Source organism: Serratia sarumanii (assembly GCF_029962605.1).
In the GTDB taxonomy this organism is placed as follows: domain Bacteria; phylum Pseudomonadota; class Gammaproteobacteria; order Enterobacterales; family Enterobacteriaceae; genus Serratia; species Serratia sarumanii.
The window spans coordinates 1,833,219-1,850,880 of the sequence record NZ_CP124750.1 but is presented as its reverse complement, the minus strand read 5'-3'; the positions used below and the strand labels follow the sequence as shown (position 1 = coordinate 1,850,880).

Sequence of the window (17,662 nt, the reverse complement as noted above, 5' to 3'; positions counted from 1 at the left end):
ATACGATGAGCGTACTGAACATTCTTGAAGAAAAGCTGGCGGAAACCAAAAAACAGGGGCGTTTTCGCGAGTTCCTCAACCTTGAACGCGGCGTGCAGGACAAACCCTGGGCCACCAGCCACGGGCACCACGGTGAGCGCCGCCTCAACGTCTGGTGCTCGAACGACTATCTGGCGATGAGCCACCACCCCAAAGTGCTGCTAGCCACCACCGAAGCGGTTAACCGGGTCGGGCTGGGCACCTGCGGCGCCCGCAGCATTTCCGGCACCTCGGTCTACCACAGTGAGCTGGAAACGCTGTTGGCCAGCGCCTACGGCAAAGAGTCGGCGCTGCTGTTCACCACCGGTTTCGGCGCCAACGACGCCACCTTGTCCACCCTGTGCGACGCCATTCCCGATCTGATCGTGTTCTCCGACGAGCTGAATCACGCCTCGATGATTTACGGTATCCGCTACAGCAAAGCGGAGAAAAAGATCTTCCGCCACAACGACGTGGCACACCTTGCCGAACTGCTGCAGGCCGCCGATCCGGCGCGGCCAAAGCTGATCGCCTTCGAGTCGCTGTATTCCATGGACGGTGACTTCGCCCCGCTGGCGCAGATCGTGGCGCTGGCGGAGCAATATCAGGCGCTGACCTATCTCGACGAGATCCACTCCGCCGGCGTCTATGGCGAACGGGGGCTGGGCTACGCCGAACAGCTGGGCCTGCTGGATAAAATCACCATTATTCAGGGCGGGTTCGGCAAATCTTACGGCGCGGCGGGCGGTTATATCGCCGCGCCCCGCTCGGTGGTGGAGGCGGTGCGCAGCTGGGCTCCGGCATTCGTCTTCAGCACCTCGTCGCCGGCGCCGGTGGTGGCCGCCGCGCTGGCCAGTTTTAAATACAACCTCGAGCATGACACCCAGCGCAAGCACCTGCTGGCGATCGTCGATCACCTGAAAACCGGCCTGCGCTCCGCCGGCATCCCGCTGGTGTCGGCCGACAGCCATATCCTGCCGCTGAGGGTCGGCGATCCGCACCGCAACAAACACATCAGCAAAGTGCTGCTCGATGAGCATGATATTTACGTGCAACCGGTCAATGCGCCGACGGTGCCCGCAGGCAGCGAGCGGCTGCGGGTGACGCCGACCTCGGCGCACTCCCATGCCGACGTGGAGACGTTCCTGGCCGCGCTGGGGCGGGTCTGGGCGGCGAACGATCTGCGGAGGGCGGGATGACGTTAGCGGATTATAACGGCCATCTGGTCACGCTCTGTCTGATGGCGACCGGCACGTTCGCCATCGGCACCGACGCCTTTATCGTCGCCGGCGTGCTCAGCGACATTTCCGACACCTTTGCCGTCAGCCCTGCGCAAGCGGGGCAGTTGATATCGGTATTCGCACTGGCTTATATGCTGTTCGCGCCGCTGACCGCCTGGCTGCTGGGCAACGTCAACCGCAAGCATATCCTGCAGCTGGCGCTGGTGCTGTTCATCGCCGGCAACCTGGCCTGCGCCTGGGCCACCAGCTACCTGCAGATCTCGCTCGGCAGAGTGCTGGCCGCATTGGGAGCAGCCTGTTACACGCCGCAGGCCGCCGCCGCCGCGGTGGGGCTGGTGGCGGAAAAACGCCGCGGCCTGGCCATTTCCATCGTCTATGGCGGCATGACGTTGGCTATTGCGCTCGGCATTCCGTTCGGTACTTTTCTCGCCAAACTGATCGGCTGGCGTGAAATCTTCCTGTTCATCGCCCTGCTGGGGGCGATTGCGCTGCTGGGCCTGTCGCTGGCGCTGCGCGCCATCGCGCCGCCAGGCAAGCATTCGCTGAAAGAGCGGCTCGCCCCGCTGCGGCAAAAGGCGGTGCTGACCACGCTGCTGATCACCTTTTTCGCCGTTTGCTCGGAACACATCGTCTATAGCTACGTCAGCGTATTGCTGAAAAACACCCAGTTCGGCCCGCAGGCGATCCTGCCCCTCGCGCTGCTGGTGTTCGGCATTGGCGCGGTGATCGGCAACTTTGCCTCCGGCGCGTTAACCGATGCCCTCGGCAGCAAGTTCGTGCTGCTGTTTTCCGTGGCGATCCAGACGCTGTCCCTGTTTCTGCTGGCCTTTTATGTCACTTCCCCCTGGTGGGTGCTGGCCATCTTCCTGGTCTGGGGCATCACCGGCTGGATGTACCTGGTGCCGATCCAGCATCACCTGTTGTCGCTGTCGAAACGCTTTGGCGCGCTGACCGTGTCGCTCAACAGCTCGGTGCTGTACGCCGGCATCGCGGCGGGCGGCATGCTGGGCGGCCTGACGCTCTACGCGCTGCCGGCCTATTACCTGCCGCTGTTTTCGCTGCCGCTCGGCGCCATCGCCCTGCTGCTGACACTGCTGTTTTTCCGGGGAGAGACCGGCAATGAGTAAAGCCCTTCCGGTGCTTTATGAGCGCCATGGCGAGCAGGTTGCGGTCATCACCCTCAATCGGCCGGAAAAAAAGAACGCCATCAACCTGCAGATGGCCGAGCTGATCCGCACTTACCTGCGGCAGGCGGATAACGATGACTCGGTGCGCGCGATCGTTCTGGCCGGTCAACCGGCGGTATTTTCCGCCGGCATGGATGTCGACGCCTTCCGTCAGGGCGAACTGCCCATCGTCACGCCGGAGGGGTTTGGCGGGCTGATCCATGCGCAGATCGCCAAGGTGATCATCGCCGCCGTTGACGGCATCGCGTACGGAGGCGGCTTTGAGCTGGCGCTGGCGTGCGATCTGATCGTCGCCGGCCAGAATGCGCGCTTCAGTTTCCCCGAAACCGGGCTCGGGTTAGTCGCCGCACAAGGTGGATGCGCGCGCTTGCCGACGCGCATTTCCCCCTATGTCGCACTCGACTGGCTGCTAACCGGCAGAACCGTCGGCGCACGGGAGGCGCTGTCACACGGCGCCATTTCCCGTATCAGCGAGGGGGCGGCCCGGGAAGAGGCGCTGCGCATCGCCGAACAGATCGCCGCAAAAGATCTTGCCGCCAGCCAAACGGTGAAGGCCATCGTGCGCCAGGGGCTGGCACGGCAAGAAGCCCCCTCATTCGCTTTTCAACAAGGCCCGGTCGAGCGCCTGCGCCAGGCTGCCGCCCGCCGATAATTCTCCCGCCGGTTCGCCTGAACCGGCATTTCCCGCTTTTCCGCCACCGCTCATTTTACGCAGCCCGCCTCTTGGCGCTGGGCTACACTGCCATTAGCCCTAATGCGCTGATAAGGAAAAATAATGCGCCATTTGCCTCTGCTGACCCCCAGACTTCGCCTGCGCCCGTTCACCGCCGACGATCTGCCCCACTTTACCGCCTACCGCAGCCACCCGGACGTGGCGCGCTATCAAAGCTGGAGCGACTACAGCGCCGCCGATGCGCAGGCCTTTTTCGCACAGCAACGGCGGCTCGAATTCAACCGTGACGACAGCTGGTTTCAACTGGCGGTCGAACGCCGCGAGGACGGCGCGTTGCTCGGCGATATCGCGGTGCATTTCTTCGATGAGGGGCGCCAGGCTGAACTGGGCGTGACCTTCGCGCCCAGCCACCAGCGTCAAGGGCTGGCGCGCGAGGCGCTGAACGCCGTCATCGCCCTGCTGTTCGGGTCGCTGGCGAAGCACCGTATTACTGCGGTGGTGGACGCGCGTAATCTTGCCGCCGCCACGCTGTTCGGCAAACTGGGTTTTCGGCGCGAGGCCCATTGGCGGCAAAACGTGTTTTTCAAAGGCGCGTGGGGCGACGAATTCGGTTTCGCTCTGCTGCAAAGCGAATGGCGGGAGAATGCAAAGCATGACGCTGCTGAATAAATACCTTGGGCAATACCAGTTCTCGGAGCGGCATGCGATCGCCATCGCCGCGCCACAGGCGCGGATCCTGGCGGCCGTGGCCGCTTACGATCCCAAGCACGACCGTTTTTTCCGCAGCATGATAGCGCTGCGCGAATTGCCCGCGCGGCTGATGCCACGTAATAAACCCAGCCCGCCGCCGTTTGGCCTGCATAACTTTTGCCTGCTTGAGCAGGATGACAGCGCGTTGGTCTATGGCCTGATCGGCCGCTTTTGGCAGGCTGAATACGGTCTGGAGCAGGTCGCTGACGGGGCGGGCTTTCTGGCCTTCGTTAAGCCCGGCGTCGCCAAACTGGCGCTGGGCTATGTCGTGAGCCCTCTGCCGGACGGCCGCTGCCGCCTGGTGACGGAAACGCGCATCTTCTGCCCCGACGACGCCAGCCGGCGGCGGTTTACCCCCTATTGGTATGCGATTCGCCTGGTCAGCGGGCTGATACGCCGCCGTATGTTGCACGCCATTAAAACAGTCAGCGAAAAGCCGGCAGCGAATCATTCACCAGGCTGATTTATTTAAGAGCATTCTTAGAGAATGAAAATCATTATCAGCCTATTTTTTAATCACAACAAGATAGTAGTGAGAAGCCATTGACCCCGCCCCCTGCGGGGATTTTTTCGCCTATTTATCACCTGTTTCAGGAAATACCTGCATAAACAGGAAGGTGCAAGGCTTGCGCTGATGCTGGTTGATCTGCGGCACCAGCCGGGTGAAATGCTCGGTCTGGCAATGCGCATCCAGGGCGGCGCGATCCGGCCAGCTTTCGATAAAAATAAAATGCCCGGGATCCTGCTGGTCGATACACAGCTCATAACTGATGCACAAAGGTTCCTGCCGGGTTTTCTCCACCAGCTCGCGATACCATGGCATAACGGTTGCAATGTGTTCCGGGTGGATAAAATCTTCAGCGATGACCTTCAGCATGTAGCGCTCCTGTATTTTGTTTTGCCGCGTTTCACCTTATATCTCCCCCTCACGAGATGAAAGCGCCTTTCTCCGGGTCTACCACCGGGTTGCCAATTCGGTGATAGCGCACACAGATCGCGATCAAAGCGCTTGAACGCGCCATAGCCCTGTGTGAACTTTTAATTAACAAGAAAGCAACACACCATTCACCATGGTGATGTCTGCACCAACCTGCCGACTCGATACGCGGCGTTTTTTTCGCCCTTAAAGGCCTGACCATTAGTCCTTTGGACCTTTAAGGCTCACGAAAAAATCCGTGGTTACCGCCGTGTTGCGGGCAACGGTATCAGGACGGTCCTGTGACCGACGTTTGTCATTCTCAGAAGAGAGGTTATCGCCAGTGAATCACGCCACCTATGCCGCTCCAGCGCTCAACGCCGCCATCCGCAAAACCTGGCGCAGACTGGTGCCCTTGATGTTCGCCATGTACTTTGTCGCCTTTATCGACAGGGTTAACGTCGGCTTTGCCAAGGACGCGATGGCCATCGATATCGCGCTGTCGCAATCCGCCTTTGCCCTGGGCGCCGGGATATTTTTTGCCGCCTATGCGCTGTTCGGCATCCCGGCCAACCTGCTGATGAACCGCTGGGGCGCCAAACGCTGGCTCAGCGCCACCACCGCGCTGTGGGGGGCGCTGTCGGCCTGTACCGGGCTGGTGACCAACGAACAGCAGTTTATCGTCTTGCGCTTTCTGCTGGGGATCGCCGAAGCCGGCTTTTACCCCGGCATCCTGCTGCTCGCGTCGATCTATTTTCCCAATAAGGTGCGCGCCTCGGTCATTGGCATTTTCGTGCTCGGCGTGCCGGCGGCCCTGACGCTCGGCTCGCCGCTGTCGGGAGCCTTGCTGGAGATGCACGGCGTGCTGGGCAAACCCGGCTGGTTCTGGATGTTCGTGCTGGAGGGGCTGCCGGCCGTCGCCCTCGGCGTCTTCGCCTTTTTCTATCTCGACGATAGCCCGCAGCAGGCCCGCTTTCTGGCCGAGGAAGAACGTGCGGCGCTGGTGGCACAGTTGGCCGCCGAACAGCAGCAGACCGAAACCAGCAGCGTCAAAGCGGCGATGAGAAGCGGCAAAGTTTGGCATCTGGCGCTGATCTACGGCACCCTGCAAATCGGCGTGTACGGCCTGATGTTTTTCCTGCCGTCGCAGGTCGCCTCGCTGATGGGCACCCATCTCGGCTTCAAGGCCTCGCTGGTGGCCGCCATTCCCTGGGCGTTCTCCGCGCTGGGCGTCTATTTCCTGCCGCGCTTTGCCGACAGAAACACCGCCAGAAGATTACCGATCGCCGTCGGCTGCATGATCGCGGCGGCGCTGGGGTTGGTGGTCTCTTCCTATGCCGGCCCTTTGCTCGCTATCGTCGCCCTGAGCTGTTGCGCAGTCAGTTTCCTGGCGGTACAGCCGATTTTCTGGACGTTTCCCGCTCAGGTGCTCACCGGCCCGGCGCTGGCGGCCGGCATCGGCTTTTGCACTACGCTCGGCGCCGCGTTCAGCTTTTTAGCCCCGCTGATCCGCACCGAGGCGGAACAGCGTTTTCACAGCCCGCATGCCGGGCCGCTGGTGCTGGCCGCTTTCTCGCTGCTGTGCGCCGCGCTGTTGTGGGCGCTCAGAAACCGGCGCGCCGAGGTGAGCAAGCAAGACGCAGAGATTGCCGGATAGCGACGCGTTATTTAACCCTTATTGAACCTGCGGATGGGACACTGGCACTCAGCCCCCTCGCCCGCAGGTGTTAAATGGATGAATTGACGCACATTATCGCCAAATACAGTCCGGAGCCGGAGATGTTGCTGCTGCTGATTTTCCTGTTTGCGCTGGGTAAATCCGTGATCTTCGTTTCCTCCATCCTGCCGCCCGCTTCGGTCACGCTGCTGATGGGCATCGTTGCGGGCAAGCACGCGCTGCCCCTCGGCGCCGTTTGGGCGGCCATCGCCCTCGGCGCCGCGCTGGGATCGATCTTGTCGTTCCACTGCGGCGCGCTGCTATGCCGCCGCGATCTACGCCGCCGGCTGCCGGCACGCTTTCACGCGCCGCTGCGCAAAGCCCAGCACGCCTTGCAAAAGAGAGGGCTGCCGCTGCTGTTCGCCTCGCGTTTTCTGGCGGTGATGCGCTATACCGTACCGCTGATGGCCGGCATGCTGAAACTGCCGCTGGGGCGCGTCTATGCCACCGCCGCGCTCTCGGCTGCCGCCTGGGCGCTGATCTTGATGTCGGCTGCGCATGTATTCCCCGTACCTTGACCTGAAAGATTCTTGGGCAAATGTTCGGCCCATGCGCCGACGTTGCGCCAGCGCACAGCCTCTCTTGCCGTATAAACTGCGGTGCAACATCGCAGTTTGCGCCAGATCACCTTTCTGAACATCAGTCGAAAAATGCGAATTTTTTTGCAGAATGCGCGCTTAAAACGGCGCAATGAGGAAACAAACAGAGAAAAGTCCGAGCGTAACACGCTGATTTGGTTGGCGGGTCGTACAGAGTTCGAACCTGTGACCCATTGATTAAAAGTCAACGGCTCTAGCAACTGTTCGAACAACTCAACGCGCTAAACTGTCTTCCTCGCCGCAGCCGCTGTCGAACGCTTACACCCATTACTTTTTCTCATGCGAACTTTACAACCCTTTGTTTAATCAACGAGATAAGCCGCATAAGGTCTGTTAATCCCACGTTTTGAAGAGTAATCTTCCGCTCCCTGAACGTCCGATTTGCCTCCTCCGTGTAAAGATTGATCGACTTTTATCCTGCGTATAAATGTTGTAAACATGTTGCACAAAGGTGGCGTTATTGCACTACCTTACTAAAGCCGGACCAACCGGATAAATGTATAAAAAAGAGCCACTTCAGAGCTCGCGACTTCACTAATGACAGGTAAAACAGGACATCATCAGATGGTAGATCACTCTAAAATAGCGACTGACGCGACGCCCGCTTCAGAAGATCATCTACGGCGAAACCTCACTAACCGACATATTCAACTGATCGCCATCGGCGGCGCCATCGGCACCGGTCTGTTTATGGGCTCCGGTAAAACCATCAGTCTGGCCGGCCCTTCGATCATCTTCGTGTACATGATCATCGGCTTTATGCTGTTCTTCGTGATGCGCGCCATGGGCGAGCTGCTGCTGTCCAACCTGGAATACAAATCGTTCAGCGATTTCGCCGCGGATCTGCTCGGCCCGTGGGCCGGTTTCTTCACCGGCTGGACCTACTGGTTCTGCTGGGTGGTCACCGGCATCGCCGACGTCGTGGCGATCACCGCCTATGCCCAGTTCTGGTTCCCCGAGCTGTCGCAGTGGATCGCTTCGCTGCTGTGCGTGCTGTTGCTGCTCGGCCTTAACCTGGCGACGGTGAAAATGTTCGGTGAAATGGAGTTCTGGTTTGCGATGATCAAAATCGTCGCCATCGTCGGGCTGATCGTCGCCGGGCTGGTGATGATCGCCATGCAGTTCCAATCGCCGACCGGCACCGTGGCCTCATTCACCCATTTGTGGAATGACGGCGGCATGTTCCCGAAAGGCATCAGCGGCTTCTTCGCCGGCTTCCAGATTGCGGTATTCGCCTTCGTCGGCATTGAGCTGGTGGGCACCACCGCCGCGGAAACCAAGGATCCGGAGAAATCGCTGCCGCGCGCCATCAACTCGATTCCGATCCGCATCATCATGTTCTACGTGTTTGCCCTGATCGTCATCATGTCGGTGACGCCGTGGAGCTCCGTGGTGCCGGACAAGAGCCCGTTCGTTGAACTGTTCGTGCTGATCGGCCTGCCGGCCGCGGCCAGCGTGATCAACTTTGTGGTGCTGACCTCAGCCGCCTCTTCCGCCAACAGCGGCGTATTCTCCACCAGCCGCATGCTGTTCGGGCTGGCGCAGGAAGGCGACGCGCCGAAATCGTTCGCCAACCTGTCCAAGCGCGCGGTGCCGGCCAACGGCCTCACCTTCTCCTGCATCTGCCTGCTGGGCGGCGTGGTGCTGATTTACCTGATCCCGAACGTGATGACGGTCTTCACCCTGGTGACCACCGTATCGGCGATTCTGTTCATGTTCGTCTGGACCATCATCCTGTGCTCGTACCTGGTCTACCGTAAACAGCGCCCGGCGCTGCACCAGAAATCGATCTACAAGATGCCGGCCGGCAAACTGATGTGCTGGGTGTGCATGGCGTTCTTCGTGTTCGTGCTGGTGCTGCTGTCGCTGCGCGAAGACACCCGCCAGGCGCTGATCGTCACCCCGCTGTGGTTCATCGTGCTCGGCCTGTCTTACGTGTTCCTGCGCAAGAAGAAAACCGCGTGATGCAAAAGGGGCGGATATCTCCGCCCCTTCCTGCTTTCTATGTCTCTGCGCTAATCCGCTTCCGTCGCCACCGCCGCTTTATCCCTGCGCCGCACGCGCAGCTCGCTGACCACCACCCCGATTACAATCAACGCGCCCCCCAATAACGCCACGCCCGGTAAACGCTCGCCGGCCAACCGCCCGACGATGCCCGCCCAGACCGGTTCGCCGGCGTAAATCACCGTGGCGCGCGTCGGCGAAACGCTGCGCTGCGCCCAGTTCATGGTCAGCTGAATCAAGGCGCTGGCCAGCCCCAGCCCAATGGCGCTGTACAGCAGGTAATCCGAATACGGCGGCGGCGACTCGCCGGTCGGCGCCATCATCAAAAAGGAGGCCAGCGAGGCGGTCGCCAGCTGCACGATGGTCACTCGGCGGATATTGACCTTGCCGGCGAAGGCGCCGATCAGAATGATCTCTGCCGCCATGCCCAGGGTGCCGGCCAGCGTCAGAATTTCACCGAGGCTCAGCGTCATGTCGGTGCTGCTCGGCGCCGCCAGCAGCATCAGGCCGGTGAAGGCCAGCAGAATGCCGATCCACGACATGATGCCGGGGAAGCGCCCCAGCACCAGCCATTGCAACAGAGGCACGATCGGCACGTACATGGCGGTGATAAACGCCGATTGGCTGCTGGTGATGGTCTGCAGGCCGACGGTTTGCATGCTGTAACCGAACATGATCGCCAGCCCGATCAGCACGCCCGCCTTCAGTTCATACCGGGTCAGGCCGCGCAGCACGCGCAGCGAAAACAGCGTCAGCGCCAGCGTGGCGGTGGCGAAACGCAGGCCGACGAAAAAGAACGGCCCGCTGACCTGCATCGCGTGATGCACCGCCAAAAAGGTGCCGCCCCAGATCATGGTGATGAAAATCAACACCGCTTCCGGCAACCTGATTTGCGGAACCACGGCGGAAATAAAGGATTTTTTTGCTGCTGACACCGGCTTGCCCTTCCTGCTGAGTGCAATATAATGCACAGATCCTGCCAGTATGAGATAAAGTCCGGCGATGAGCAATACGGCGCATAACGCAAAAACCGATCCCCCCAAGGTGCTGCAATACCTGAGCAGCAATCTGCGCGGCTACCGCCAACGGGCGGGCCTGAGCCAGATGGCGCTGGCCGAGCTTTCCGGCGTCAGCCGCCGCATGCTGGCGGGCATCGAGGCCGGCGATCGCAACGTCAGCCTGGCGGTGCTCGACAAGATCGCCGCCGCCCTGGCGATTTCTTTCACCGATCTGATCCAGGCGCCGGAAGCGCGCGGCAGCCATCTGGTGGGCGAGTTGGCCTGGCAAGGCGCGCAGCCGGGCAGCCAGGCGCTGTTCGCCGCCAGCGTGCCGGCGCGGCAACGGGCCGAGCTGTGGGAATGGACGCTGATGCCGGGCGAGCGCTATGACTCTGCCCCGGACGCCGAAGGCTGGAGCGAAATGATCTACGTGATTGCCGGTACCCTGACGCTGGAGCTGGAACAAGGCACGCTGACGCTCAGCGCCGGCGCCGCACAAACCTTCAACAGCGATCAACGCTACGCTTACGCCAACCACGGCAACCTGCCCCTGCGCTTTATCCGCAACGTCGCCTTCTGACCGCCCGCCGACCCGCGCCGGCACGCTGGCAGGAACAGCGGCTGGCGCACAAGCTGCGGCGCTTGCCCTGAATCCGCCATCCGACAAAACCAAGTTCGTCATTCGCTTCTATGCTTATCAAGGGTTTTTGTTAATCATCTGAGCGGGAGTACGGAACATGACGAAAGTGTTGGTGCTTTATTACTCAATGTACGGCCATATCGAAAGCCTGGCGCAGGCGGTGGCCGAAGGCGCGAATCGGGTTAACGGCGTGGACGTGACGATTAAACGCGTGCCGGAAACCATGACGCCGGAGGCCTTCGCCAAAGCCGGGGGCAAACAACATCAACAGGCGCCGGTCGCCACCCCGCAAGAGCTGGCGGACTATGACGGCATTATCTTCGGCACGCCGACCCGCTTCGGCAATATGGCCGGGCAGATGCGCACCTTCCTCGATCAGACCGGCGGTCTGTGGGCTTCCGGCGCGCTGTACGGCAAGGTAGGCAGCGTCTTCTCCTCCACCGGCACCGGCGGCGGCCAGGAACACACCATCAGTTCCACCTGGACCACGCTGGCGCACCACGGTTTCATCATCGTGCCGATCGGCTATGCGACGCCGGAGCTGTTTGACGTTTCGCAGGTGCGCGGCGGCACCCCGTATGGCGCCACCACCATCGCCGGCGCCGACGGCTCGCGGCAGCCGAGCAACGAAGAGCTGACCATTGCCCGCTATCAGGGCGAGCACGTGGCAAAAATCACCGCCAAGCTGAAAAATTAAGCCCCCTCCTGCGCCTGTGATTCAAAGGGCCGCGCATTCGCACGGCCCCATCTTGTTGCCGACCCGCCGCAAGGTTAGAATGCCCCTCCCCCGGCCATTCAGCGTCTGAAGGCCAGGCCCGAATTCGTTCTGCCCGTCGCTCATCCGCTTTCAGCCCGAGGACGGGCGTTCTGTTTTTTGCGCACAGCGAAGGGAATAAGTCAGTGTCTAAAGATTTTGATGAACTAATAAGAGACATGGATCTTATTATTGAAAATGTAGACAGCTTCAAGGCTCTGGCTCCGCGCGCGCCCGAGCCGGCTCCGGCCCCGCCGCCGCCGGTTCATCACTACGACTCGTTCTGCGAGAACATCGCGCTGAAAGTGGTCTTGAAGGTGCTGCTGTCTTCGGTGGACAAAATAGTCAAAGTGCAGATCGCCAACAAGGTCGAGCAGGAGATTACCCAGATCGAACAGCAGGTGGTGCGCGCCGGCGGCGGCCCGGTGTCGCCGGACGATCTGGCGCAGATGACGCACTATGTGCGCCGTACGGTCAACAACCTGCTGGAATAACGCCCCGCCATACTTATTAGGCGATATGAATTTTTACGTTATTTTTATATCGCCTGCTTTATGCTTGATACACTTCAATAAATTGACGCATTGTCGGCAGGCATTCCGAGCAACAGTATGGTCAGAACCAAACAGATCCTGGTCGTTATTCATCTTTGCAGCTTTTTGGTCCTTCTTTACAGCCTTTCAATGATCCCGCCCCTGCTGACGGGGCTGTTGTATAAAGAAAAAAGCGCCTTCTCATTTTTCTATACCCTGGTGGTGGCCGCCACGCTCGGCGGATTGGGCTGGTTCAGCACCCGGCAGTCGAAAGTGCAGCTGCGCACCCAGGACGGTTTTCTGATCATCGTGATGTTTTGGCTGCTGTTTTCCGCGATCAGCGCCCTGCCGCTGTGGCTGGATGACACGCTGAACGTCCGGCTGGTCGACGCGATGTTTGAGGGAGTCTCCGGCATCACCACCACCGGCGCCTCGGTACTGAATGACGTCTCGAACGTGCCCAAATCGTTCCTCTATTACCGCTCCCAGCTCAATTTTATCGGCGGCCTCGGGGTTATCGTGTTGGCCGTAGCCGTGCTGCCGCTGCTGGGCATCGGCGGCGCCAAACTTTACCAGTCGGAAATGCCCGGCCCGTTCAAGGAGGAACGCCTGACGCCACGCCTGGCCGATACCTCGAAAAACCTGTGGTTGATCTACCTTGGGCTGGGGTTGGCCTGTACCGTCGCCTTTCGTCTGGCGGGCATGCCGTGGTTCGATGCGCTGTGCCACGGCATTTCCACCGTGTCGCTCGGCGGATTTTCCACCCGCAACGAAAGCCTGGGGTACTACGACAGTTCGGCGGTGGAAATGGTCGGCGGCATTTTCTCTATTCTGGCGGCGGTGAACTTCACGCTCTATTTCATTGCCGTCGGCCGTCGCAGCCTGAAACCGCTGTACCGCAGCCCCGAGCTGCGCTTTTTCCTGTTGATTCTGGCCATCGTCGTGGCGATCGTGTGTATCGAGCTGTACCGCTCGGGCATGTACGGCGTCAAAGACGCCTTCGTGCACGGCTTTTTCCTCACCAGTTCGATGATGACCGACAACGGTCTGGCCATCGCCGATTACACCCGGATCCCGTCCCACACCATCATGCTGCTGCTGGCGGCGAGTTTCTTCGGCGGCTGCGTCGGCTCCACCTGCGGCGGCATTAAAGCGCTGCGTTTTCTGATCATGTACAAACAAAGCCGGCTCGAGATCAACCAGCTGGTGCATCCCAACGCCATGTACACCATCAAGGTCGGCAATGCGCCGATCCAGGATCGGACGCTGCGCTCCGTCTGGAGCTTCTTCTTCCTTTACGTGCTGTTCACCTGTCTGTTTATCTGGCTGCTGAACTTGATGGGCTATGATCTGGTCACCGCTTTCGCCACCGTCGCCGCCTGCATCAACAATATGGGGCTGGGGTACGGAGAAACCGCCGCCGGTTTCGGCACGCTGAACGACGCGGCGAAATGGCTGATGTGCGCCGCCATGCTGCTCGGCCGCCTCGAGATCTATCCGATGTTGATCCTCTGTTCACGCGCGTTTTGGCGTTTTTGATAGTCCGAGCGGCGTACAGGGCGCCGTTCCGCTCTGTCAACGCCGACACATTCACAACATGAATGTGTTGCATTGTTGTATTCGTTTCACTGCGATAAGTTTAATTCACTGTAAATATATACAGTATTTTTTAACTTATTGAGGATATGAATATGCGTTTTAACAACAAGATGTTGGCCCTGGCCGCCCTGCTGTTCGCCGCGCAGGCGTCGGCCGACACGCTCGAATCCATCGACAACTGCGCGGTCGGCTGCCCGACCGGCGGCAGCAGCAACGTATCGATCGTGCGTCACGCTTATACGTTGAACAACAACAGCACCACCAAGTTCGCCAACTGGGTGGCCTATCACATCACCAAAGACACGCCGGCCAGCGGCAAGACGCGCAACTGGAAAACCGATCCGGCGCTCAACCCGGCGGACACTTTGGCGCCCGCCGATTACACCGGCGCCAATGCGGCGTTGAAGGTCGATCGCGGTCATCAGGCGCCGCTGGCCTCGCTGGCGGGCGTTTCCGACTGGGAGTCGCTGAACTACCTGTCCAACATCACGCCGCAAAAGTCCGATCTGAACCAGGGCGCCTGGGCGCGGCTGGAAGATCAGGAACGCAAGCTGATCGATCGCGCCGATATCTCCTCGGTCTATACCGTGACCGGACCGCTGTATGAGCGCGATATGGGCAAACTGCCGGGCACCCAGAAAGCGCACACCATCCCCAGCGCCTACTGGAAAGTGATTTTCATCAACAACAGCCCGGCGGTGAACCACTATGCCGCTTTCCTGTTCGATCAGAATACGCCGAAGGGCGCCGATTTTTGCCAATTCCGCGTGACGGTGGACGAGATCGAGAAACGCACCGGTCTGATCATCTGGGCCGGTCTGCCGGACGACGTACAGGCTTCGCTGAAGAGCAAGCCCGGCGTCCTGCCGGAGTTGATGGGCTGCAAAAACTGACGAAAAAACCCGCCGCGGCGGGTTTATTTTTCATACGGGCGCCGGCGGTTTATTCCGTCAGCGCCTTTTGCGCCGCGGCCAGTTCACGCTGCCGGGGCGACGCCACCGCGTGATCGCGCGCCAGCAGCGTATACACCGTCGGCAACACAAACAGGGTGAACAGCGTGCCCACCAGCATGCCGGATACGATCACCAGCCCCAGGCCGAAGCGGCTGGCGGCGCCGGCGCCGCTGGCGAACAGCAGCGGAATCAAGCCGAACACCATCGCCCCGGTGGTCATCAACACCGGCCGCAGGCGAATTTGCGCCGCCTGCAAAATCGCGGCGCGCCGCGTCAGCCCCTGATGCATCTGCAACTCGTTGGCGAACTCCACCATCAAAATGCCGTGCTTGCTGATCAGCCCGATCAGGGTCACCAGCCCGACCTGGGTATAGATGTTCATCGTGGCGTAGCCCAGCGCCAGCGGCAGCAAGGCGCCGCAGATCGACAGCGGCACGGTGATGAGGATGATCAGCGGATCTTTCAGGCTCTCGTACTGCGCCGCCAGCACCAGATAGATGATCACCAACGCCGCCAGGAACGCGAATGCCAGCGCGCTGCCTTCCTGGGTATATTGGCGCGAATCCCCCTGCCAGTCGTGGCTAAACTCGGCCGGCAGCGCATTGGCCTGCCGTTCGAGGAAGGCCACCGCTTCGCCCATCGAAACGCCGGGCGCGGGAATGGCCTGCAGGGTGGCGGCGTTCTGCTGGTTGAACTGGGTCAGCTTGTTCGGCTCGACCTTAACGGCCACCGACACCACGGTGGAGAGCGGCACCAGCGTATTGTCCTGCGTGCGGACGTACTGTCGCGCCAGCGCCTGCGGCGTCAGCCGCTGTTCGCGCAGGCTCTGCGGGATCACGTCATAGGCGCGGCCGTCCATGCCGAAGCGGTTGAGGTAGTTTTCCCCCACCAGCACCGCCAGCGATTCGCCGATGTCGCTCATGCGGATCCCCAGACTGTTGGCCTTGGCGCGATCGATATGCACCTCCGCCAGCGGGTTGTTGTAGTCCAGATCGCTGTCCACCACCATAAACAGGCCGCTGTTTCTGGCGTTCTGCTTCACCTCTTCCAGGGTGCGATACAGCTGCGGGTAGTCCTGCGGCGTGCGCAGCACCATCTGCACCGGCAGCCCGCCGGTGGAGCCCGGCAAGGCGGGCAGCTGGAAGGCGAAAATGCTGGTGCCTTCGACGTCGTTCACCGCCCGCTGCAGATCGGCCTGCACCGCCGACGCCGAGCGCTGACGCGCCTGCCACAGCGTCAGGTTGATGCCGCCGATGCCGGACGCCGTGCCGTCGCTGCCGTTGATGATCCAGCGGCTTTCGGTTTCCGGCATGCGGTTGTAAACCTCGTCCAGCTTGTAGGCAAAGCGTTCGACATAGTTCAGGTTGGCGTGCTGTGGCGCCTTGATGGCAGTCAGTACGATGGCCTGATCCTCGGTCGGCGCCAGCTCGCGCTGCGGCATCAGGTACAATAGCGGCAGGCTGATCATCACCAGCAACGCCAGCGCGCCGGTCAACCAACGGTGGCGCAGCGAAAAATCCAGCGCGCGCGCATAGCGCCGCGTCAGACCGCCGAAGAACCACTCGGCGGCGTGCGCCACGCGCCCTTCGCTCTGTTTGGCCGGCAGCAGGAGCGAGCTCATCACCGGCGACAGCGTCAGCGCCACCACGCCGGACACCACTACCGCCCCGGCCAGCGTCAACGCAAACTCGCGAAACAGCGCGCCGGTCAGCCCGCCCATCAGGCCGATCGGCGCATAGACCGCCGCCAGCGTCAGGGTCATGGCGATCACCGGCCCCGCCACCTCGCGCGCGCCGATCATCGCCGCCGCCAGCGGCGTTTTCCCCTCTTCGATATGACGATGCACGTTCTCCACCACCACGATGGCGTCGTCTACCACCAGGCCGATCGCCAGGACCATCGCCAGCAGCGTCAGCAAATTGACGCTGAAGCCGAAGGCCAACATCAGCCCGGCAGCGCCAAGGATCGACAGCGGAATGGTCACCACCGGGATCAACACGGTGCGCAGCGACCCCAGACACAGGTAGATCACCGCCACCACAATCACCAGCGCTTCGAGCAGGGTATGCACCACTTCATCGATCGAGGCCTGAATAAAGCGCGCGGTTTCGAACGCCAGTGCCATCTTCACGCCCGGCGGCTGCATCTTGTCGATCGCCGGCATCAGGTGGCGAATGCCATCGACGATTACCAGCGGGTTGCCGGTCGGCGTAGGGAAGACGCCGAGGAACACCGCCGGTTCGCCATCCATCAGGGCGCTGGTTTCCGTGGCCGCGGCGCCCAGCTCCACAGTGCCGACGTCTTTTAAACGCACCAGGCCATTGCCGTCGTTGCGCACCACTAGATTGCGAAATTCCTCAACGCTGGTGAGATCGGTATTCACCCGCACGTTGGCAACCACATACTGCCCTTTCACCTTGCCCGGTGCCGCCTGGTAGTTGTTGCGCCGCACCGCGTCGGCCACGTCGGCGGCGGTCAGGCCGCGGCCGGCCAGCCGATCGCTGTCCAGCCACAGGCGCATCGCCATTTTTTGCCCGCCGAACACTTCAACCTTGGCGACGCCGTCGATGGTGGTGAACATCGGCTCCACCACCCGCGTCAGGTATTCGCTCAGCGCCGGCGTGGACAGCGTTTTACTGGAAAAGCCGACATAGGCCACAGCGGTGGCCTCACCGGCGGAGCGCTCAATCACCGGATCGTAAGCCTGCTCCGGCAGCTTGTAGCGCACCTGATTGACCTTGGCCATCACTTCGGTCAGCGCCTGGGTCGAATCGCGGTTCAGCGCCATACGCACCGTCACCACGCTGCGCCCCTGCACCGAAGAGGAAGAAAGGTAGTCAACGCCCTCGACGGAGGACACCGCCTGGGCGATCGGCTGCGTGACAAAGCCCTGCATCAGCTCGGACGACGCGCCGGGATATTCAGTGCTGATGGTGATGGTCGAGTTTTCCAGCAGGGGGTATTGGCGGATCGGCAACTTGCTGAGCGCCAGCGCGCCGAACAGCAGGATCAGGGTGCTGACCACCAGCGCCAGCACCGGCCGGCGCACGAACAGATCGGTAAATGTCATCGGTCTCTCC

General features: G+C 61.1%; 16 protein-coding genes. 13 read left to right on the top strand and 3 right to left on the bottom strand.

The features are described from left to right. Positions 1-5: 5 nt before the first annotated feature. The 5 genes from hemA (at position 6) to SSARUM_RS08735 (ending at position 4,332) form a co-directional block, all read left to right on the top strand. On the top strand, positions 6-1,217 hold the full coding sequence (gene hemA / locus SSARUM_RS08755; RefSeq protein ID WP_033646541.1) for a 5-aminolevulinate synthase: 1,212 nt from the start codon (positions 6-8) through the stop codon (positions 1,215-1,217). Further along, entirely contained in the window at positions 1,214-2,386 is a 1,173-nt protein-coding gene (locus SSARUM_RS08750) for an MFS transporter (protein ID WP_033646543.1), read from the top strand. Before hemA ends, SSARUM_RS08750 begins: the two co-directional genes overlap by 4 nt. Beyond that, positions 2,379-3,098 carry an enoyl-CoA hydratase-related protein gene (locus SSARUM_RS08745; RefSeq protein ID WP_033637933.1) on the top strand — a complete coding sequence of 240 codons (720 nt, stop codon included), beginning with the start codon at positions 2,379-2,381 and terminating at the stop codon, positions 3,096-3,098. The genes SSARUM_RS08750 and SSARUM_RS08745 overlap by 8 nt, the downstream gene beginning before the upstream one ends. A gap of 123 nt (positions 3,099-3,221) precedes the next feature. Continuing rightward, positions 3,222-3,788: a GNAT family N-acetyltransferase gene (locus tag SSARUM_RS08740; protein ID WP_033637932.1), complete on the top strand. Its 567-nt coding sequence runs from the start codon at positions 3,222-3,224 to the stop codon at positions 3,786-3,788. Further along, positions 3,772-4,332 (top strand): hypothetical protein, encoded by a 561-nt coding sequence (locus SSARUM_RS08735; RefSeq protein WP_060429850.1) that lies wholly within the window; start codon positions 3,772-3,774, stop codon positions 4,330-4,332. Before SSARUM_RS08740 ends, SSARUM_RS08735 begins: the two co-directional genes overlap by 17 nt. A gap of 111 nt (positions 4,333-4,443) precedes the next feature. On the opposite strand, the gene SSARUM_RS08730 is transcribed toward SSARUM_RS08735, so the two are convergent. Beyond that, positions 4,444-4,746, bottom strand: a complete 303-nt coding sequence (locus SSARUM_RS08730; protein ID WP_033637930.1) for a putative quinol monooxygenase — start codon at positions 4,744-4,746, stop codon at positions 4,444-4,446. 382 nt (positions 4,747-5,128) lie between these two features. Here SSARUM_RS08730 and SSARUM_RS08725 point away from each other — a divergent pair, with 382 nt between their 5' ends. The 3 genes from SSARUM_RS08725 to cycA all read left to right on the top strand — a co-directional run bounded on the left by SSARUM_RS08725 (position 5,129) and on the right by cycA (position 9,066). After that, on the top strand, positions 5,129-6,442 hold the full coding sequence (locus SSARUM_RS08725) for an MFS transporter (protein WP_033637929.1): 1,314 nt from the start codon (positions 5,129-5,131) through the stop codon (positions 6,440-6,442). Positions 6,443-6,516: 74 nt separating this feature from the next. Continuing rightward, complete coding sequence (locus tag SSARUM_RS08720) at positions 6,517-7,020, top strand: DedA family protein (RefSeq protein WP_033637928.1); 504 nt, start codon at positions 6,517-6,519, stop codon at positions 7,018-7,020. Between the two features lie 645 nt (positions 7,021-7,665). Next, positions 7,666-9,066, top strand: a complete 1,401-nt coding sequence (cycA, locus tag SSARUM_RS08715) for a D-serine/D-alanine/glycine transporter (RefSeq protein WP_033637927.1) — start codon at positions 7,666-7,668, stop codon at positions 9,064-9,066. A gap of 50 nt (positions 9,067-9,116) precedes the next feature. Here cycA and SSARUM_RS08710 read toward each other — a convergent pair whose 3' ends face one another. After that, positions 9,117-10,040 (bottom strand): DMT family transporter, encoded by a 924-nt coding sequence (locus tag SSARUM_RS08710; protein ID WP_033637926.1) that lies wholly within the window; start codon positions 10,038-10,040, stop codon positions 9,117-9,119. Positions 10,041-10,107: 67 nt separating this feature from the next. On the opposite strand from SSARUM_RS08710, the gene SSARUM_RS08705 reads away from it, so the two are divergent. From SSARUM_RS08705 to SSARUM_RS08685, 5 genes are all read left to right on the top strand, one after another. Continuing rightward, a complete protein-coding gene (locus SSARUM_RS08705; RefSeq protein ID WP_033654204.1) occupies positions 10,108-10,683 on the top strand; it encodes a helix-turn-helix domain-containing protein in 576 nt (191 codons plus the stop codon). A gap of 157 nt (positions 10,684-10,840) precedes the next feature. Then, positions 10,841-11,440, top strand: coding sequence for an NAD(P)H:quinone oxidoreductase (gene wrbA, locus SSARUM_RS08700; RefSeq protein WP_060429848.1), 600 nt, complete (start codon positions 10,841-10,843; stop codon positions 11,438-11,440). Positions 11,441-11,676: 236 nt separating this feature from the next. Further along, positions 11,677-11,991 carry a hypothetical protein gene (locus SSARUM_RS08695; protein WP_033646551.1) on the top strand — a complete coding sequence of 105 codons (315 nt, stop codon included), beginning with the start codon at positions 11,677-11,679 and terminating at the stop codon, positions 11,989-11,991. A 117-nt stretch (positions 11,992-12,108) separates the two neighbouring features. Beyond that, positions 12,109-13,569, top strand: coding sequence for a TrkH family potassium uptake protein (locus tag SSARUM_RS08690; RefSeq protein ID WP_060429846.1), 1,461 nt, complete (start codon positions 12,109-12,111; stop codon positions 13,567-13,569). A gap of 152 nt (positions 13,570-13,721) precedes the next feature. Continuing rightward, positions 13,722-14,522, top strand: a complete 801-nt coding sequence (locus SSARUM_RS08685) for a DNA/RNA non-specific endonuclease (RefSeq protein WP_015377376.1) — start codon at positions 13,722-13,724, stop codon at positions 14,520-14,522. 49 nt (positions 14,523-14,571) lie between these two features. On the opposite strand, the gene SSARUM_RS08680 is transcribed toward SSARUM_RS08685, so the two are convergent. After that, a complete protein-coding gene (locus SSARUM_RS08680; protein ID WP_060429844.1) occupies positions 14,572-17,652 on the bottom strand; it encodes a MexW/MexI family multidrug efflux RND transporter permease subunit in 3,081 nt (1,026 codons plus the stop codon). Positions 17,653-17,662 lie beyond the last annotated feature (10 nt).

What these genes read in the sequence shown, in the direction of transcription:
- hemA (WP_033646541.1), top strand. Translation starts at nt 6, where the DNA reads ATGAGCGTACTGAACATTCTTGAAGAAAAGCTGGCGGAAACCAAAAAA.
- SSARUM_RS08750 (WP_033646543.1), top strand. Translation starts at nt 1,214, where the DNA reads ATGACGTTAGCGGATTATAACGGCCATCTGGTCACGCTCTGTCTGATG.
- SSARUM_RS08745 (WP_033637933.1), top strand. Translation starts at nt 2,379, where the DNA reads ATGAGTAAAGCCCTTCCGGTGCTTTATGAGCGCCATGGCGAGCAGGTT.
- SSARUM_RS08740 (WP_033637932.1), top strand. Translation starts at nt 3,222, where the DNA reads ATGCGCCATTTGCCTCTGCTGACCCCCAGACTTCGCCTGCGCCCGTTC.
- SSARUM_RS08735 (WP_060429850.1), top strand. Translation starts at nt 3,772, where the DNA reads ATGACGCTGCTGAATAAATACCTTGGGCAATACCAGTTCTCGGAGCGG.
- SSARUM_RS08730 (WP_033637930.1), bottom strand. Translation starts at nt 4,746, where the DNA reads ATGCTGAAGGTCATCGCTGAAGATTTTATCCACCCGGAACACATTGCA.
- SSARUM_RS08720 (WP_033637928.1), top strand. Translation starts at nt 6,517, where the DNA reads ATGGATGAATTGACGCACATTATCGCCAAATACAGTCCGGAGCCGGAG.
- cycA (WP_033637927.1), top strand. Translation starts at nt 7,666, where the DNA reads ATGGTAGATCACTCTAAAATAGCGACTGACGCGACGCCCGCTTCAGAA.
- SSARUM_RS08705 (WP_033654204.1), top strand. Translation starts at nt 10,108, where the DNA reads ATGAGCAATACGGCGCATAACGCAAAAACCGATCCCCCCAAGGTGCTG.
- wrbA (WP_060429848.1), top strand. Translation starts at nt 10,841, where the DNA reads ATGACGAAAGTGTTGGTGCTTTATTACTCAATGTACGGCCATATCGAA.
- SSARUM_RS08695 (WP_033646551.1), top strand. Translation starts at nt 11,677, where the DNA reads ATGGATCTTATTATTGAAAATGTAGACAGCTTCAAGGCTCTGGCTCCG.
- SSARUM_RS08690 (WP_060429846.1), top strand. Translation starts at nt 12,109, where the DNA reads ATGGTCAGAACCAAACAGATCCTGGTCGTTATTCATCTTTGCAGCTTT.
- SSARUM_RS08685 (WP_015377376.1), top strand. Translation starts at nt 13,722, where the DNA reads ATGCGTTTTAACAACAAGATGTTGGCCCTGGCCGCCCTGCTGTTCGCC.
- SSARUM_RS08680 (WP_060429844.1), bottom strand. Translation starts at nt 17,652, where the DNA reads ATGACATTTACCGATCTGTTCGTGCGCCGGCCGGTGCTGGCGCTGGTG.